We start from the raw sequence: 13,590 nt of genomic DNA on the forward strand, positions 1-13,590 counted from the left end.
ACGGGTCAATCGGCGCCGCAAAACGTCACCAAGCGGGCTGCGAGATCCCGGCGGCCGACCGTCAGAGCGTGTTGGGGAGGCTCGCCACGGGCGAGCCTCCCCAACAACACGCTCAGAGCAGGGCGTCGAGGGCCGCGGCGGCGAAGACGATGGTCAGGTACGACGTCGACCAGTGGAACAACCGCATCGGCTTGACCGGCTCGCCCCGACGGGCCCGCCCGGCGAGCCGGTGCGCCTCGGCCAGGAAGATCGCCCCGACCACCAGCGTCGGGACGCCGTAGACCGCGCTCAGCCCCAACGCCCACACGGCCAGCGAGGTCAGCACGGTCAGCCAGGCGAACAGCACGATCTCGGCGTTGACCCGCCGGACCGAGGCGACCACCGGGAGCATCGGGATGCCGGCCCGGGCGTAGTCGTCCTTGTACTTCATGGCCAACGGGTAGAAGTGCGGCATCTGCCAGAAGAAGACCACCCCGAACAACGCCCACGCCACCGGCGACAGCGAGCCGGTCACCGCCGCCCAGCCGATCAGCACCGGCGCGGCGCCGCAGGCGCCGCCCCAGAAGGTGTTCGCCGTCGTCGTGCGCTTGAGCCACAGCGTGTAGACGACGTCGTAGTACACGATCGCCGCCAGCGTGAGCCCGGCGGCGAGCAGGTTGGTGAAGATCGCCATCAAGGCGACCGAGACCACCGCCAACACCAGCCCGAAGACCAGCGCGTTGCGGGGCGTCACGGTGTGCGCCGGCAGCGGCCGTCGCTTCGTCCGCCGCATCAACTGGTCGATGTCCCGGTCGATGTAGCAGTTGAGCACGCTGGCCGCGCCAGCCGCGAGCGAGCCGCCGACCAGCACCACCGCGACCAGCCACAGCGAGGGCAACCCGCCATCCGCGAGCATCATCGCCGGCACCGTGGTGACCAGCAGCAACTCCACGATCCGCGGCTTGGTCAGCGTCACGTACGCCGCCACCACCGCCCGCAGGTCGCGGGGGCGGGCTGGGGTCTCCCCGGCCGTACGCACCGGCGTCTGCCCGGCAGGGTTACTGACGGGGCGCTCGGTGATCATGCTCACGGATTGCCACCTTCCGGCGTCGGGAGGGGAGGTCACGGCGGCGGGACCGACTCGGGTCCAGACACCGCCCACACACTACGCGTCGTCGTTTTGGCTGCCCGGGCGACCCGGCAACGGTGCCAGTCGTCACACCGGAGGCTGATGGGCGGGCCCGCGACGAGGCTGAACCGCGCAGCGCACCCGAAACGTACAGACCAGCATGCTGAGATCCTCGGGCGCACGTTTAGCCGCGCTCGATAGGGTCACCAGTGAGGGTTCCGCCCATCTCGCCGAGGAGCACAAACCACCGTGGCTGCCAACCGACCCGCGCACCCCGCACTTGACTGGTCCGACCTCGACCGCCGTGCCGTGGACACCGTCCGCGTCCTGGCCATGGATGCCGTGGAGAAATCCGGCAACGGCCACCCGGGCACCGCGATGAGTCTCGCCCCTGCGGCGTACCTGCTGTTCAACCGGGTGATGCGGCACAACCCCGCCGATCCGAACTGGCCCGGCCGGGACCGCTTCGTGCTCTCCGCCGGACACTCCAGCCTCACGCTGTACATCCAGCTCTTCCTCGCCGGCTACCCGCTCAGCCTGGACGACCTCAAGTCGCTGCGGCAGTGGGGTTCGCTCACCCCGGGGCACCCCGAGCACGGGCACACCCCCGGTGTGGAGACCACCACCGGCCCGCTCGGACAGGGCCTGGGCAACGCCGTCGGCATGGCGATGGCGGCGCGGCGCGAACGCGGCCTGTTCGACCCGGAGGCCGAGGCCGGTGAGTCCGCCTTCGACCACCACATCTGGTGCATCGCCTCCGACGGCGACATCGAAGAGGGCATCAGCCACGAGGCCAGCGCCCTGGCCGGGCACCAGCAGCTGGGCAACCTCTGCGTGATCTACGACGACAACGAGATCTCGATCGAGGACGACACCCGCATCGCGCTGAGCGAGGACGTCGCGGCCCGCTACGCCGCGTACGGCTGGCACGTGCAGACGGTCGACTGGCGGCGCGGCGACGCCGAGAAGGGCGACTACCACGAGAACGTCGAGGAGCTGCACCAGGCGCTGCTGGCCGCCAAGGCGGAGACCGCCCGCCCGTCGTTCATCGCGCTGCGCACCATCATCGGCTGGCCGGCACCGAACAAGCAGAACACCGGCAAGATCCACGGCTCGGCGCTCGGCGCCGACGAGGTGGCCGCCACCAAGGAGATCCTCGGCTTCGACCCGGCCGGCACGTTCGAGGTCACCGAGGAGGTGCTCGGCCACACCCGGTCGGCGCTGCGGCGTGGCGAGGCCGCGCAGCAGGAGTGGACGACCACCTTCGACTCGTGGTCGAAGGCCAACCCCGAGCGCCGCGCCCTCTACGACCGGCTGGCCGGCCGGACGCTCCCCGAGGGCTGGGCGGACGCCCTGCCGGAGTTCCCCGCCGACGCCAAGGGCGTCGCCACCCGGGCCGCCTCCGGCAAGGTGCTGGCCGCGCTCGCGCCGGTGCTGCCCGAACTGTGGGGCGGCTCCGCCGACCTGGCCGAGAGCAACAACACCACGATGAAGGGCGAGCCCTCCTTCGTGCCCAGCCAGTACGCCACCAAGGAGTTCCCCGGCCACGAGTACGGCCGCACGCTGCACTTCGGCATCCGCGAGCACGCCATGGGCGCGATCCTCAACGGCATCGCCCTGCACGGCGGCACCCGCCCGTACGGCGGCACCTTCCTGGTCTTCAGCGACTACATGCGGCCCTCCGTCCGGTTGGCCGCGTTGATGAAGCTGCCGGTGGTCTACGTGTGGACGCACGACTCCATCGGTCTCGGTGAGGACGGCCCGACCCACCAGCCGGTGGAGCACCTGACCGCGCTGCGGGCCATTCCCGGCCTGGACGTGGTCCGTCCGGCCGACGCCAACGAGACCGCCTGGGCCTGGCGGCAGGCCCTGGAGCACACCGACCGGCCGACCGCGTTGGCCCTCAGCCGGCAGGCACTGCCGACCCTGAACCGCACCCAGCTGGCCAGCGCGGAGGGGGTCGCCAAGGGCGGCTACGTGCTGGCCGAGGCGTCCAACGGCAAGCCCGAGGTGATCATCATCGGTACCGGTTCGGAGGTGCAGCTCTGCCTCACCGCCCGGGAGCGGCTGGAGGCCGACGGCACCCCCACCCGGGTCGTGTCGATGCCCTGCCAGGAATGGTTCTTCGAGCAGGACGAGGCGTACCGCGAGTCGGTGCTGCCGCGTGGGGTAAAGGCCCGGGTGAGTGTGGAGGCGGGCATCGCGATGTCCTGGCGCGGCATCGTCGGCGACTGTGGCGAGACCGTCAGCCTGGAGCACTACGGCGCGAGTGCCCCGCACACCGTGCTCTTCGAGCAGTTCGGCTTCACTCCGGACCGGATCGTCGCCGCCGCGCACGCGGCGCAGACCCGGGTCGGCGACATCACCGGTTTCACGACCGGCAACTGAGGGAGGCGTTGGCGCACATGACGACCGACAGGCTGGGCGAGCTGACCGCTGCGGGAGTGGCGGTCTGGCTCGATGACCTATCCCGGGTACGGCTGAACTCCGGCGGGCTGGACCAGCTGCGCCGGGACAAGCACGTGGTCGGGGTCACCACCAACCCGACCATCTTCGCGAAGGCGTTGAGCGACGCCGACGAGTACGACTGGCAGCTCCGGGACCTGGCCGCCCGGGGCGTCGACGTGGAAGAGGCCGTCCGCATGCTCACCACGTACGACGTGCGGTGGGCCTGCGACGTGATGCGCCCGTCGTACGACGCCAGCGCGGGCGTCGACGGCCGGGTCTCCATCGAGGTGGATCCGCGACTGGCCCACGACTCGCAACGCACCGTGGCCGAGGCCCGGGCGCTGTGGTGGCTGGTCGACCGGCCGAACCTGTTCATCAAGATCCCGGCGACCGAGGCCGGTCTGCCGGCGATCACCGCGGCGCTGGCCGAGGGGATCAGCGTCAACGTCACGCTCATCTTCGGCCTGGACCGCTACTCCCAGGTGATGGAGGCGTTCGTGGCCGGCCTGGAGCAGGCCAAGGCGAACGGCCACGACCTGAGCACCATCGGCTCGGTCGCCTCGTTCTTCGTCTCCCGGGTCGACACCGAGGTCGACGCCCGGCTGGAGAAGATCGGCTCCACCGAGGCCAAGGCGCTGCGTGGCAAGGCGGCGGTGGCCAACGCCCGGTTGGCGTTCGAGCGCTACAGCGAGGTCTTCTCCACTGACCGGTGGCGGGCGTTGGCTGACGCCGGCGCCCACCCGCAGCGCCCGCTGTGGGCCTCCACCTCGACCAAGAACCCGGACTACCGGGACGTCATCTACGTCGAGGAGCTGATCGCGCCCGGCACGGTCAACACCATGCCGGAGCCGGTCATCCACGCCTACGCCGAGCACGGCGAGACCCACCCGGACACCGTCACCGGCGCGTACGACGACGCCCGGGGCGTCTTCGCCGCCCTGGAGTCGGTGGGCGTGGACCTGGCCGACGTGATCACCACCCTGGAGCGGGAAGGGGTGGAGAAGTTCGAGGCGAGTTGGCAGGAACTGCTCGACGGCGTCCGCAAGTCGCTGGCCGCCGCCGGTCAGGGCAGCAGCAGTCCCGGCGACGCCGCCCGGGGCAACGCCGACGCCGCCGCGCGCGCCGGAGGAAATGCGTGACGGTGCCGTCCGGCAGCACCCACGCCGCCACCTGCACCGGGAGGCGGCGTGGGTGCGTGGCGCTACGCGAACGGTCCGCAGGTGGGTAGCTTTCTTCAGACAACCGGTACGGTCGACGTTGATCTACCGGTGCCCGGTAACCCGTACTCCTGTCGGGGAGTCGCCGGCGGTGGCCGGCCTCCCTGGCCGGTCGGGGACGTCCGCTGCCGCACCGGCATCCGGCCGATCGGGCGGCGGACCTTGGCGCGATGGGTCGCTACGGGCATGACGATGGACGACGTGGACGAGCGGAGCGAGGAGGCGGCGTGAACCCGCTGCGCGACCCGCAGGATCGGCGCTTGCCCCGAATCCCGGAGCCGTGCGCTCTGGTGATCTTCGGGGTGACCGGTGACCTGGCTCAGAAGAAACTGCTACCTGCGGTCTACGACCTGGCCAACCGGGGACTGCTGCCGCCCGGCTTCGTGGTCGTCGGGTTCGCCCGGCGGGACTGGGGCGACGGCGATTTCGCGTCGCTGGCCCGCGAGGCGGCAATGGCCCACGCCCGGACCCCGTGGCGGGAGGAGGTGTGGTCGCGACTCGAACACAACATCAAGTTCGTCGGCGGGTCGTTCGACGACGACACCGCCTTCGACAACCTCGCCCGCTGCCTGGACGGTCTGCGTGACAGCCACGGCATCCACGGCAACGCGGCCTTCTACTTCTCCATCCCACCAGCGGCGTTCCCGGTGGTGCTCAAGCAGCTGGCCCGCACCAGCATGGCCGACAACGAGAAGTGCGGCGGCTGGCGGCGGGTGGTGGTGGAGAAGCCGTTCGGCAACGACCTGCCCTCGGCCAAGGCGCTCAACGACCTGGTCGACGACGTCTTCACCCGGCAGGACGTCTTCCGCATCGACCACTACCTGGGCAAGGAGACGGTCCAGAACATCCTCGCCCTGCGCTTCGCCAACAGCCTCTTCGAGCCGCTGTGGAACTCGCAGTACGTCGACTCGGTGCAGATCACCATGGCCGAGGACGTGGGTATCGGTAGCCGGGCGGGGTTCTACGACTCGGTCGGCACCGCCCGCGACGTGTTGCAGAACCACCTGCTGCAACTGCTCGCCCTGGTGGCGATGGAGGAGCCGACCAGCTTCGACGCCGACGAGATCCGGGCCGAGAAGCTCAAGGTGCTCAAGGCCATCACGTTGCCGAAGGACGTCACCCAGGGCACGGTACGCGGTCAGTACCTGCCCGGCTGGGTCGGCGGGCAGCGGGCCAAGGGCTACCTGGAGGAGGACGGCGTCCCGTCGACGTCGACCACCGAGACGTACGTGGCGGTGCGGCTGGGCATTCAGAACCGCCGGTGGGCGGAGGTGCCGTTCTACATCCGGGCCGGCAAGCGGCTACCACGGCGGGTCACCGAGGTCGCGGTGATGTTCAAGCAGGCACCGCACCTGCCGTTCACCGCTGCCGACATGGAGATGCTCGGCAACAACCAGCTGGTGATCCGGGTCCAGCCGGACGAGGGCGTGGTGCTCAAGTTCGGTTCGAAGGTGCCCGGCACCACGATGGAGGTCCGCGACATCGCGATGGACTTCCAGTACGGCGAGGCGTTCACCGAGTCCAGCCCGGAGGCGTACGAGCGGCTGGTGCTGGATGTGCTGATCGGCGACCGGACGCTGTTCCCGGACGCCGCCGAGGTCGAGCAGAGCTGGGCCGTGGTGGACCCGCTGGAGCACGCCTGGGAGGGCACCAAGCCCGAGCCCTACCGGTCCGGCGAGTGGGGCCCCCGGGCCGCCGACGAGATGCTGGCCCGCGAGGGCCGGGCCTGGCGGCGGGCGTGAGCGAGCGAGGCGAGCGAACCATCGGGCTCAGCAGCGCGGCGCCTCGCGCCGCCGGTGAGCGGAGCGAGGCGACGCGAGGCGAGCGAAGCAGGAGGCTGCGGTGATCGGACTGTGGGACACCACCGGCAACGAGGTGGTCAAGGCGCTCGCCGCGGAACGACGCAGCGCGGGCGGGGTGGCCAGCGGCATGGCGCTGACCCTGATCGTGGTGGTCGACGAGAAGCGGGTCCGCGAGGCGGAGGCGGCGGCCACCATCGCCGCCGCCGCGCACCCGTGCCGGCTGCTGGTGGTGGTTCGCTCCGACGTGGACCGCGACCGCAACCGGCTGGACGCCGAGATCGTGGTCGGCGGGCGGCTCGGCCCCTGCGAGGCCGTGGTGATGCGGATGTACGGGCGGTTGGCGCTGCACGCCGAGTCCGTGGTCATGCCGCTGCTGGTGCCGGACGTACCGGTGGTCACCTGGTGGCACGGTGAGCCGCCGGAGGAGATCGCCACCGACTTCCTCGGTGTGGTAGCCGACCGGCGGATCACCGACTCCGCGCAGGCCGCCGACCCGATCGCGGCACTGCGGCAGCGGGCCCGCGACTACTTCTCCGGCGACACCGACCTCGCCTGGACCAGGATCACCCCGTGGCGCACCCTGGTGGCAGGCGCGTTCGACACCACGGACGCGCAGCTCACCGAGGCGGCGGTGGTCGCGCCACCCACCGACCCGACCGCCGCGCTGATGCGGGGTTGGCTGCGCAGCCGGCTCGGCATCAAGCCGCGCTGGGACCGGACCCGGGAGTTTCCCCGGATGCGTGAGGTCCAGTTGCGCTGCGCCAACGGCGACGAGTTGACGCTGACCCGCGAGGACAGCGTGGCCACGTTCCGGCGTACCGGCCAGGAGGATCGGATCCTGCCGCTGGTGCGCCGGCCGCTCGGCGACGAACTGGCCGAAGAGCTGCGCCGGCTCGGCACCGACCAGGTGTACGCGGAGGCGCTGGGCGCTTTCGCCGGGCTCAACAATTTGGATCGACGGCCCAGTCAGCGGGTGCACGTCTGGAAGGATCCGGCCACCGCCCAGCGGGCCGAGGCCGGCGTCACCGCCCACGCCACGACGAACGCCGGCTCCTGACCCTCCCACCCCTCCGGTACGCACGACACCGACCGCTTCGGCGGTCGCGGAAGGACACCATGAGTGAGGCGAGTGTCGCCGTCCACGCCGACGCCGACCTGCTGGCGCAGGCGGTCGCGGCCCGACTGGTGGTGCGACTGCTCGACGCCCAGGCCGAACGCGGCCAGGCGTCGGTGGTGCTCACCGGCGGTCGGATCGCCGCGGCCGTCTACCGGGCGGTGGGCGTGCTGCCCGCCCGGGACGCGGTCGACTGGTCCCGGGTCGACTTCTGGTGGGGCGATGAGCGGTTCCTGCCCTCCGGAGACCCGGAGCGTAACGAGACTCAGGCCCGTGCGGCGCTGCTCGACGCGTTGCCGGTGGACCCGGCCCGGATCCACGCCATGCCGGCCTCGGACGGCGGTGCCGACCCGGAGGAGGCCGCCGCCCGGTACGCGGCAGAACTCGCCCAGGCGGCTCGGCCCGGCACCGCCCTGCTGCCCCACTTCGACGTGCTGATGCTCGGTGTCGGCGAGGACGGGCACGTCGCCTCGGTCTTCCCGGAGCACCCGGTCCACTACGAGAGCCGGCCGGTCAGCGCGGTGCGGGGCAGCCCGAAGCCGCCGCCGGTACGCATCACCCTCACCCTTCCGGCGATCAACACCGCCGAGGAGGTGTGGCTGGTGGCCGGTGGCAGCGACAAGGCGCACGCGGTCGGCATGGCGCTGTCCGGTGCCGGTCCGGTGCAGGTGCCGGCGGCCGGCGTGCAGGGCACCGGGCGTACCCTCTGGCTGCTGGACCGGGCCGCGGCGGCCGACCTGCCGGCCCGCTTCCGCAGCCTGCGCTGACGCAGACGGCAGGCGACCGGGCTAGCCCGGGGTGCCGCGACGCTGGCGTAGCGCGGCGAGAGCCTCGGCGAGGATCGCCTCCCCCTCGGCGTCGGTACGACGTTCCTTCACGTACGCCAGGTGGGTCTTGTACGGCTCGGCCCGGGCCCGGCCCGGCGGATCCTGAGCGTCCTGACCGGCGGGCAGCCCGCAACGGGGGCAGTCCCAGACGGTCGGGGCCGCCACGTCGGCGACGATCCGGATGTCGGTGCGGTGCCCGTTGCGACACCAGTAGCTGACCGACCGGCACGGGACCGGCTGGTGGCGTTCGGGGGGACGTGGGGGCGCGGACCCGACGCGGGCGCCCCGGATGACGTGGCCGTTCGGCACGGCGCTGACTCCTGTCGTCGGAGGGGACCGCCGTCGGGGGGTGGACGGCGGGCGACGCGGTGCAGCGGGTGAAACGGACTGCGCGCGGCCCGTCGGGTGACGGACCGCGCGCAGATTGTACGCCTCGGGGGTCGAATCAGACGCCCGTACCCACCTCAAGCCGGAGCCAGAGGCCGAGACCGATGATGCAGGCGAACCAGACGATGCCCACCAGCACGGTGTAGCGGTCCAGGTTCTTCTCGGCCACCGACGAGCCGGCCAGGCTGGAGCTGACGCCACCGCCGAACATGCTGGACATCCCACCGCCCTTGCCTCGGTGCAGCAGGATCAGCAGGGTGAGCAGGACGCTCGTGATGACCAGCAACACGATCAACGTGTAGGCGAACCAGATCGGCATGGCGGGGGTCAGTCCTCTCGTTACGATCCTCGCCCGGGCAGTTCGGGCACGGCGGCACCGACCGGCGGACGGGCGGAGTCAAGGATAGCGAGCGATCAGCCGGAGATGTGCTCCGGGAACCGGCAGATCTTCGCGAACTCCTCGGCGTCCAGGCTGGCACCGCCGACCAGGGCACCGTCCACGTCCGGCTGGGCCATGATCGAGGCGACGTTCGACGACTTCACCGAGCCGCCGTAGAGGATGCGTACGCCGTCGGCGGTGGCCTGGTCCACGGTCTCGGCCAGCCGGGCCCGCAGCGCGCCGCACACCTCCTGGGCGTCCTCCGGGGTGGCCGTCTTGCCGGTGCCGATCGCCCAGACCGGCTCGTACGCGACCACCACCCGGAGAACCTGCTCCGGGCTGAGCCCCTTGAGGGCAGCGTCGAGTTGGTCGGTGCAGTGCGCCACGTGGGTGCCCTGCTCCCGGACGTCCAGCCCCTCCCCCACGCAGAGGATCGGGGTGAGCCCGTGGGTCAGCGCCGCCTGCACCTTGGCGCCCACCAACGCGTCGTCCTCACGGTGGTACTGCCGGCGTTCGGAGTGCCCGACCACCGCGTACGTGCAGCCGAGCTTGGCCAGCATCGCGCCGCAGATCTCCCCGGTGTACGCACCGGAGGCGTGCGGTGACAGGTCCTGTCCGCCGTAGCCGATGAGCAGCTTGTCGCCCTCCACGACGGTCTGCACCGTGCGCAGGTCGGTGAACGGCGGCAGCACCACCGTCTCCACCTCGGTCAGCTGCTTCTCGGTGAGGCTGGCGGCCAGCTTCTGCACCAGCAGGTTCGCCTCGAGGTGGTTGAGGTTCATCTTCCAGTTGCCGGCCATCAGCGGCCGGCGGGGGGCGCTCGCCATCAGTTCTCCAGAGCCGCGATGCCGGGGAGGGTCTTGCCCTCCAGGTACTCCAGGGACGCGCCACCGCCGGTCGAGATGTGCCCGAAGGACTTCTCGTCCAGACCCAGGGCCCGCACCGCGGCGGCGGAGTCACCACCACCGACCACGCTGAACGCGTCCGAGCCGGCGATCGCCTCGGCCACCCCACGGGTGCCGTGCGCGAAGGCGGGCATCTCGAACACGCCCATCGGGCCGTTCCAGAAGATCGTCCGGGCGCCCTTGAGCGCGGCGGCGAAGCCCGCCACCGTCTTCGGGCCGACGTCCAGCCCCACCCGCTTGCTGGGGATGCCGTCGGCCGGCACGGTGTCGTGCGCGGCGTCCGGGGCGAACGCGTCGGCGGCCACCACGTCGACCGGAAGCATGATCTTGCCCTCGGAACGCTCCAGCAGGTTGCGGCAGGTCTCCACCATCTCGGCCTCCAGCAGGGAGGAGCCGACCTCGTGGCCCTGGGCCTTGAGGAAGGTGAAGCACATGCCACCACCGATGAGCAGCCGGTCGACCTTCGGCAGCAGCGCCTCGATCACCGCGAGCTTGTCGGAGACCTTCGACCCACCGAGCACCACCACGTACGGCCGCTCGGGGTCGCCGGTGAGCTGCGAGAGCACCTCCACCTCGCGCAGCACCAGCCGGCCGGCGAAGTGCGGCAGCCGGGCGGGCACGTCGTGGACGCTGGCGTGCTTGCGGTGCACCGCGCCGAAGGCGTCGTCGACGTACACGTCACCGAGGGCGGCGAGCTGGTCGGCGAAGGCACCCCGCTCGGCGTCGTCCTTGCTGGTCTCCCCCTTGTTGAAGCGGAGGTTCTCCAGCAGCGCCACCTCGCCGTCGGCGAGCGCCGCCACCGTCGCCCGGGCGGACTCACCGACCGTGTCGGTGGCGGCGTGCACCGGCGTGCCGAGCAGCTCACCGAGCCGCCCGGCGACCGGGGCGAGGCTGAACTGCGGGTCCGGCGCACCCTTCGGCCGACCCAGGTGGGAGCAGACGACCACCTTGGCGCCGGCCTCGGTCAGCGCGCCGAGGGTCGGCAGCACCGCCCGGATCCGGCCGTCGTCACTGATGTCGCCGGTCTGCTTGTCGAGCGGGACGTTCAGGTCGGCGCGCACCAGCACGCGCCGACCCGAGACCCCCTCGGCGAGCAGGTCGTCGAGGTTACGGATGCTCACAGCGACGAACCAACCAGCTTCACCAGGTCGACCAGGCGGTTGGAGTAGCCCCACTCGTTGTCGTACCAGCCGACGACCTTGACCTGGTTGCCGATGACCTTGGTCAGCGGCGCGTCGAAGATGCACGACGCCGGGTCGGTGACGATGTCGGCGGAGACGATCGGGTCCTCGTTGTAGGTCAGGATGCCCCGCAGCGGGCCCTCGGCGGCGGCCTTCAGCGCGGCGTTGACCTCGTCCACCGAGGTCTCCCGACCGACGGTGACGGTGAGGTCGGTGGCGGAGCCGGTCGGGATCGGCACCCGCAGCGCGTACCCGTCGAGCTTGCCCTTGAGGTCCGGCAGCACCAGGCCGATGGCCTTCGCCGCGCCGGTCGAGGTCGGCACGATGTTCAGCGCGGCGGCCCGGGCCCGGCGCAGGTCCTTGTGCGGCGCGTCCTGGAGGTTCTGGTCCTGGGTGTACGCGTGGATGGTGGTCATCAGACCCTGCTGGATGCCGAACGTGTCGTGCAGGACCTTCGCCATTGGGGCCAGGCAGTTGGTGGTGCAGGAGGCGTTCGAGATGATGTTGTGCTTGGCCGGGTCGTACTGGCCGTCGTTGACGCCCATCACGACCGTGACGTCCTCGTTCTTCGCCGGAGCGGAGATGATGACCTTCTTGGCCCCGCCGTCGATGTGCGCCTTGGCCTTGGTGGCGTCGGTGAAGAAGCCGGTCGACTCGATGACCACGTCCGCGCCGACGTCGCCCCACGGCAGCGCCGCCGGGTCCTTCTCGGCGTACGCCTTGATGGACTTGCCACCGACGGTGATCTCGTCGGCGGTGGCCTTGACCTCCTGCGGGAGGCGGCCCAGGATGCTGTCGTACTTGAGCAGGTGGGCGAGCGTCGCGTTGTCGGTCAGGTCGTTGACGGCCACGACCTCGACGTCAGCGCCGGACGCCAGCACTGCCCGGAAGAAGTTACGGCCGATCCGGCCGAAGCCGTTGATGCCAACCCGGATGGTCACAGGTCCCATCTCCTCGCGTTCTGGTCCGCCGGCGTGGAGACCCTCGGCCGGCGAAGTGGTGTGCGCCGACCGTTGGAGCCGGCCGTTGACGGTTCATCCCGGCCACCCCGCCGCGGTCCGAGGGACCTGACCGCCGTCGAGGCGGTGGATACGGCGGGGAGCACCGGTGCCGGCCCCCTTGCCGTACGCAGCGACCTTATCCGAGCGCGCTGAGCCACGCTGCGCCGGGTGGTCGCCCCACCGTCCTATCAGACCACGAGCATGTCGGGCGTGACGGCCGCTTCGGTATCCGGGATGCCGAGGTCGCGGGCCCGCTTGTCGGCCAACGCCAGCAACCGGCGGATCCGCCCGGCGATGGCGTCCTTGGTCAGCGGCGGGTCGGCCAGCGCGCCCAGCTCCTCCAGAGAGGCCTGCCGGTGCTCCAGGCGCAGCCGGCCGGCCGAGGTCAGGTGCTCCGGCGCGTCGTCGGCGAGGATCTCCAGCGCCCGGGTCACCCGGGCCGCGGCGGCGACCGCCGCGCGGGCCGAACGCCGCAGGTTGGCGTCGTCGAAGTTCGCCAGCCGGTTGGCCGTCGCCCGCACCTCCCGCCGGACCCGGCGCTCCTCCCAGGCCAGCACACTGGAGTGGGCACCGATGCGGGTGAGCAGCGCGGCGATCGCGTCGCCGTCCTTGACCACCACCCGGTCGACGCCGCGTACCTCGCGGTTCTTGGCGGTGATGCCCAACCGCCGGGCCGCGCCGACAAGCGCCAGCGCCGACTCCGGCCCGGGGCAGGTGATCTCCAGGGCGCTGGACCGGCCCGGCTCGGTCAACGAGCCGTGCGCCATGAACGCGCCCCGCCAGGCGGACACCGCGCAGCAGACGCTGGCGGCGACGACGTGCGGCGGCAGCCCGCGTACCGGCCGGCCGCGCACGTCGAGCAGCCCGGTCTGCCGGGCCAGGGCCTCGCCGTCCTTGACGACCCGGACGATGAAGTGGCTCCCCTTGCGCAGCCCACCGGAGGCGAGCACGTGGATCTCGCTCGGATAGCCGTAGACCTCGGCGATCTCGCGCCGTAGCCGCCGGGCCACCGCGCCGGTGTCGAGCTCGGCCTCCACCACCACCCGCCCGGACACGATGTGCAGCCCACCGGCGAACCGCAGCAGCGCCGCCATCTCCGCCCGCCGGCAGCAGGGCTTGGGCACGTCGACCCGACTCAGCTCGTCCTTGACCGCAGCCGTCATCGCCATTGTGCGTCCCCTCACGGACCGGTTCCGGCGTGTCGCCGGAGATTACGTACGT

The 13,590-nt window shown here is 71.5% G+C and carries 12 protein-coding genes; 5 read left to right on the plus strand and 7 right to left on the minus strand.

Features of this window, described 5'->3' with window-relative positions; genetic code table 11:
* Nucleotides 1-112: 112 nt before the first annotated feature.
* Nucleotides 113-1,069 (minus strand): heme o synthase, encoded by a 957-nt coding sequence (locus KBX50_RS18940; protein ID WP_210938474.1) that lies wholly within the window; start codon nt 1,067-1,069, stop codon nt 113-115.
* A gap of 288 nt (nt 1,070-1,357) precedes the next feature.
* Here KBX50_RS18940 and tkt point away from each other — a divergent pair, with 288 nt between their 5' ends.
* The 5 genes from tkt to pgl all read left to right on the plus strand — a co-directional run bounded on the left by tkt (nt 1,358) and on the right by pgl (nt 8,456).
* Complete coding sequence (gene tkt / locus KBX50_RS18945; protein WP_210938476.1) at nt 1,358-3,496, plus strand: transketolase; 2,139 nt, start codon at nt 1,358-1,360, stop codon at nt 3,494-3,496.
* 17 nt (nt 3,497-3,513) lie between these two features.
* On the plus strand, nt 3,514-4,695 hold the full coding sequence (gene tal / locus KBX50_RS18950) for a transaldolase (protein WP_210938478.1): 1,182 nt from the start codon (nt 3,514-3,516) through the stop codon (nt 4,693-4,695).
* A 248-nt stretch (nt 4,696-4,943) separates the two neighbouring features.
* Nucleotides 4,944-6,515 carry a glucose-6-phosphate dehydrogenase gene (gene zwf, locus KBX50_RS18955; RefSeq protein WP_210938480.1) on the plus strand — a complete coding sequence of 524 codons (1,572 nt, stop codon included), beginning with the start codon at nt 4,944-4,946 and terminating at the stop codon, nt 6,513-6,515.
* A gap of 100 nt (nt 6,516-6,615) precedes the next feature.
* Nucleotides 6,616-7,632: a glucose-6-phosphate dehydrogenase assembly protein OpcA gene (locus KBX50_RS18960; protein WP_210938482.1), complete on the plus strand. Its 1,017-nt coding sequence runs from the start codon at nt 6,616-6,618 to the stop codon at nt 7,630-7,632.
* A gap of 59 nt (nt 7,633-7,691) precedes the next feature.
* Nucleotides 7,692-8,456, plus strand: coding sequence for a 6-phosphogluconolactonase (gene pgl, locus KBX50_RS18965; RefSeq protein ID WP_210938485.1), 765 nt, complete (start codon nt 7,692-7,694; stop codon nt 8,454-8,456).
* A gap of 21 nt (nt 8,457-8,477) precedes the next feature.
* On the opposite strand, the gene KBX50_RS18970 is transcribed toward pgl, so the two are convergent.
* The 6 genes from KBX50_RS18970 to whiA all read right to left on the minus strand — a co-directional run bounded on the left by KBX50_RS18970 (nt 8,478) and on the right by whiA (nt 13,538).
* On the minus strand, nt 8,478-8,825 hold the full coding sequence (locus KBX50_RS18970; protein WP_210938487.1) for an RNA polymerase-binding protein RbpA: 348 nt from the start codon (nt 8,823-8,825) through the stop codon (nt 8,478-8,480).
* A gap of 136 nt (nt 8,826-8,961) precedes the next feature.
* On the minus strand, nt 8,962-9,222 hold the full coding sequence (gene secG, locus KBX50_RS18975; protein WP_093401450.1) for a preprotein translocase subunit SecG: 261 nt from the start codon (nt 9,220-9,222) through the stop codon (nt 8,962-8,964).
* 95 nt (nt 9,223-9,317) lie between these two features.
* Nucleotides 9,318-10,109, minus strand: a complete 792-nt coding sequence (tpiA, locus tag KBX50_RS18980) for a triose-phosphate isomerase (protein WP_210938489.1) — start codon at nt 10,107-10,109, stop codon at nt 9,318-9,320.
* On the minus strand, nt 10,109-11,308 hold the full coding sequence (pgk, locus tag KBX50_RS18985) for a phosphoglycerate kinase (protein WP_210938491.1): 1,200 nt from the start codon (nt 11,306-11,308) through the stop codon (nt 10,109-10,111). The genes tpiA and pgk overlap by 1 nt, the downstream gene beginning before the upstream one ends.
* Nucleotides 11,305-12,309: a type I glyceraldehyde-3-phosphate dehydrogenase gene (gene gap / locus KBX50_RS18990; protein ID WP_093401453.1), complete on the minus strand. Its 1,005-nt coding sequence runs from the start codon at nt 12,307-12,309 to the stop codon at nt 11,305-11,307. Before gap ends, pgk begins: the two co-directional genes overlap by 4 nt.
* 248 nt (nt 12,310-12,557) lie before the next feature.
* Nucleotides 12,558-13,538, minus strand: a complete 981-nt coding sequence (gene whiA / locus KBX50_RS18995; protein WP_093401454.1) for a DNA-binding protein WhiA — start codon at nt 13,536-13,538, stop codon at nt 12,558-12,560.
* Between the last annotated feature and the right edge of the window lie 52 nt (nt 13,539-13,590).

Source organism: Micromonospora sp. C51, assembly GCF_018070435.1.
Taxonomy (GTDB): domain Bacteria; phylum Actinomycetota; class Actinomycetes; order Mycobacteriales; family Micromonosporaceae; genus Micromonospora; species Micromonospora sediminimaris.

Bases quoted from the DNA above. Each gene is read 5' to 3' on its own strand.
- tal (WP_210938478.1), top strand. From the start codon at position 3,514: ATGACGACCGACAGGCTGGGCGAGCTGACCGCTGCGGGAGTGGCGGTC.
- whiA (WP_093401454.1), bottom strand. From the start codon at position 13,538: ATGGCGATGACGGCTGCGGTCAAGGACGAGCTGAGTCGGGTCGACGTG.
- secG (WP_093401450.1), bottom strand. From the start codon at position 9,222: ATGCCGATCTGGTTCGCCTACACGTTGATCGTGTTGCTGGTCATCACG.
- pgl (WP_210938485.1), top strand. From the start codon at position 7,692: ATGAGTGAGGCGAGTGTCGCCGTCCACGCCGACGCCGACCTGCTGGCG.
- zwf (WP_210938480.1), top strand. From the start codon at position 4,944: ATGGGTCGCTACGGGCATGACGATGGACGACGTGGACGAGCGGAGCGA.
- tpiA (WP_210938489.1), bottom strand. From the start codon at position 10,109: ATGGCGAGCGCCCCCCGCCGGCCGCTGATGGCCGGCAACTGGAAGATG.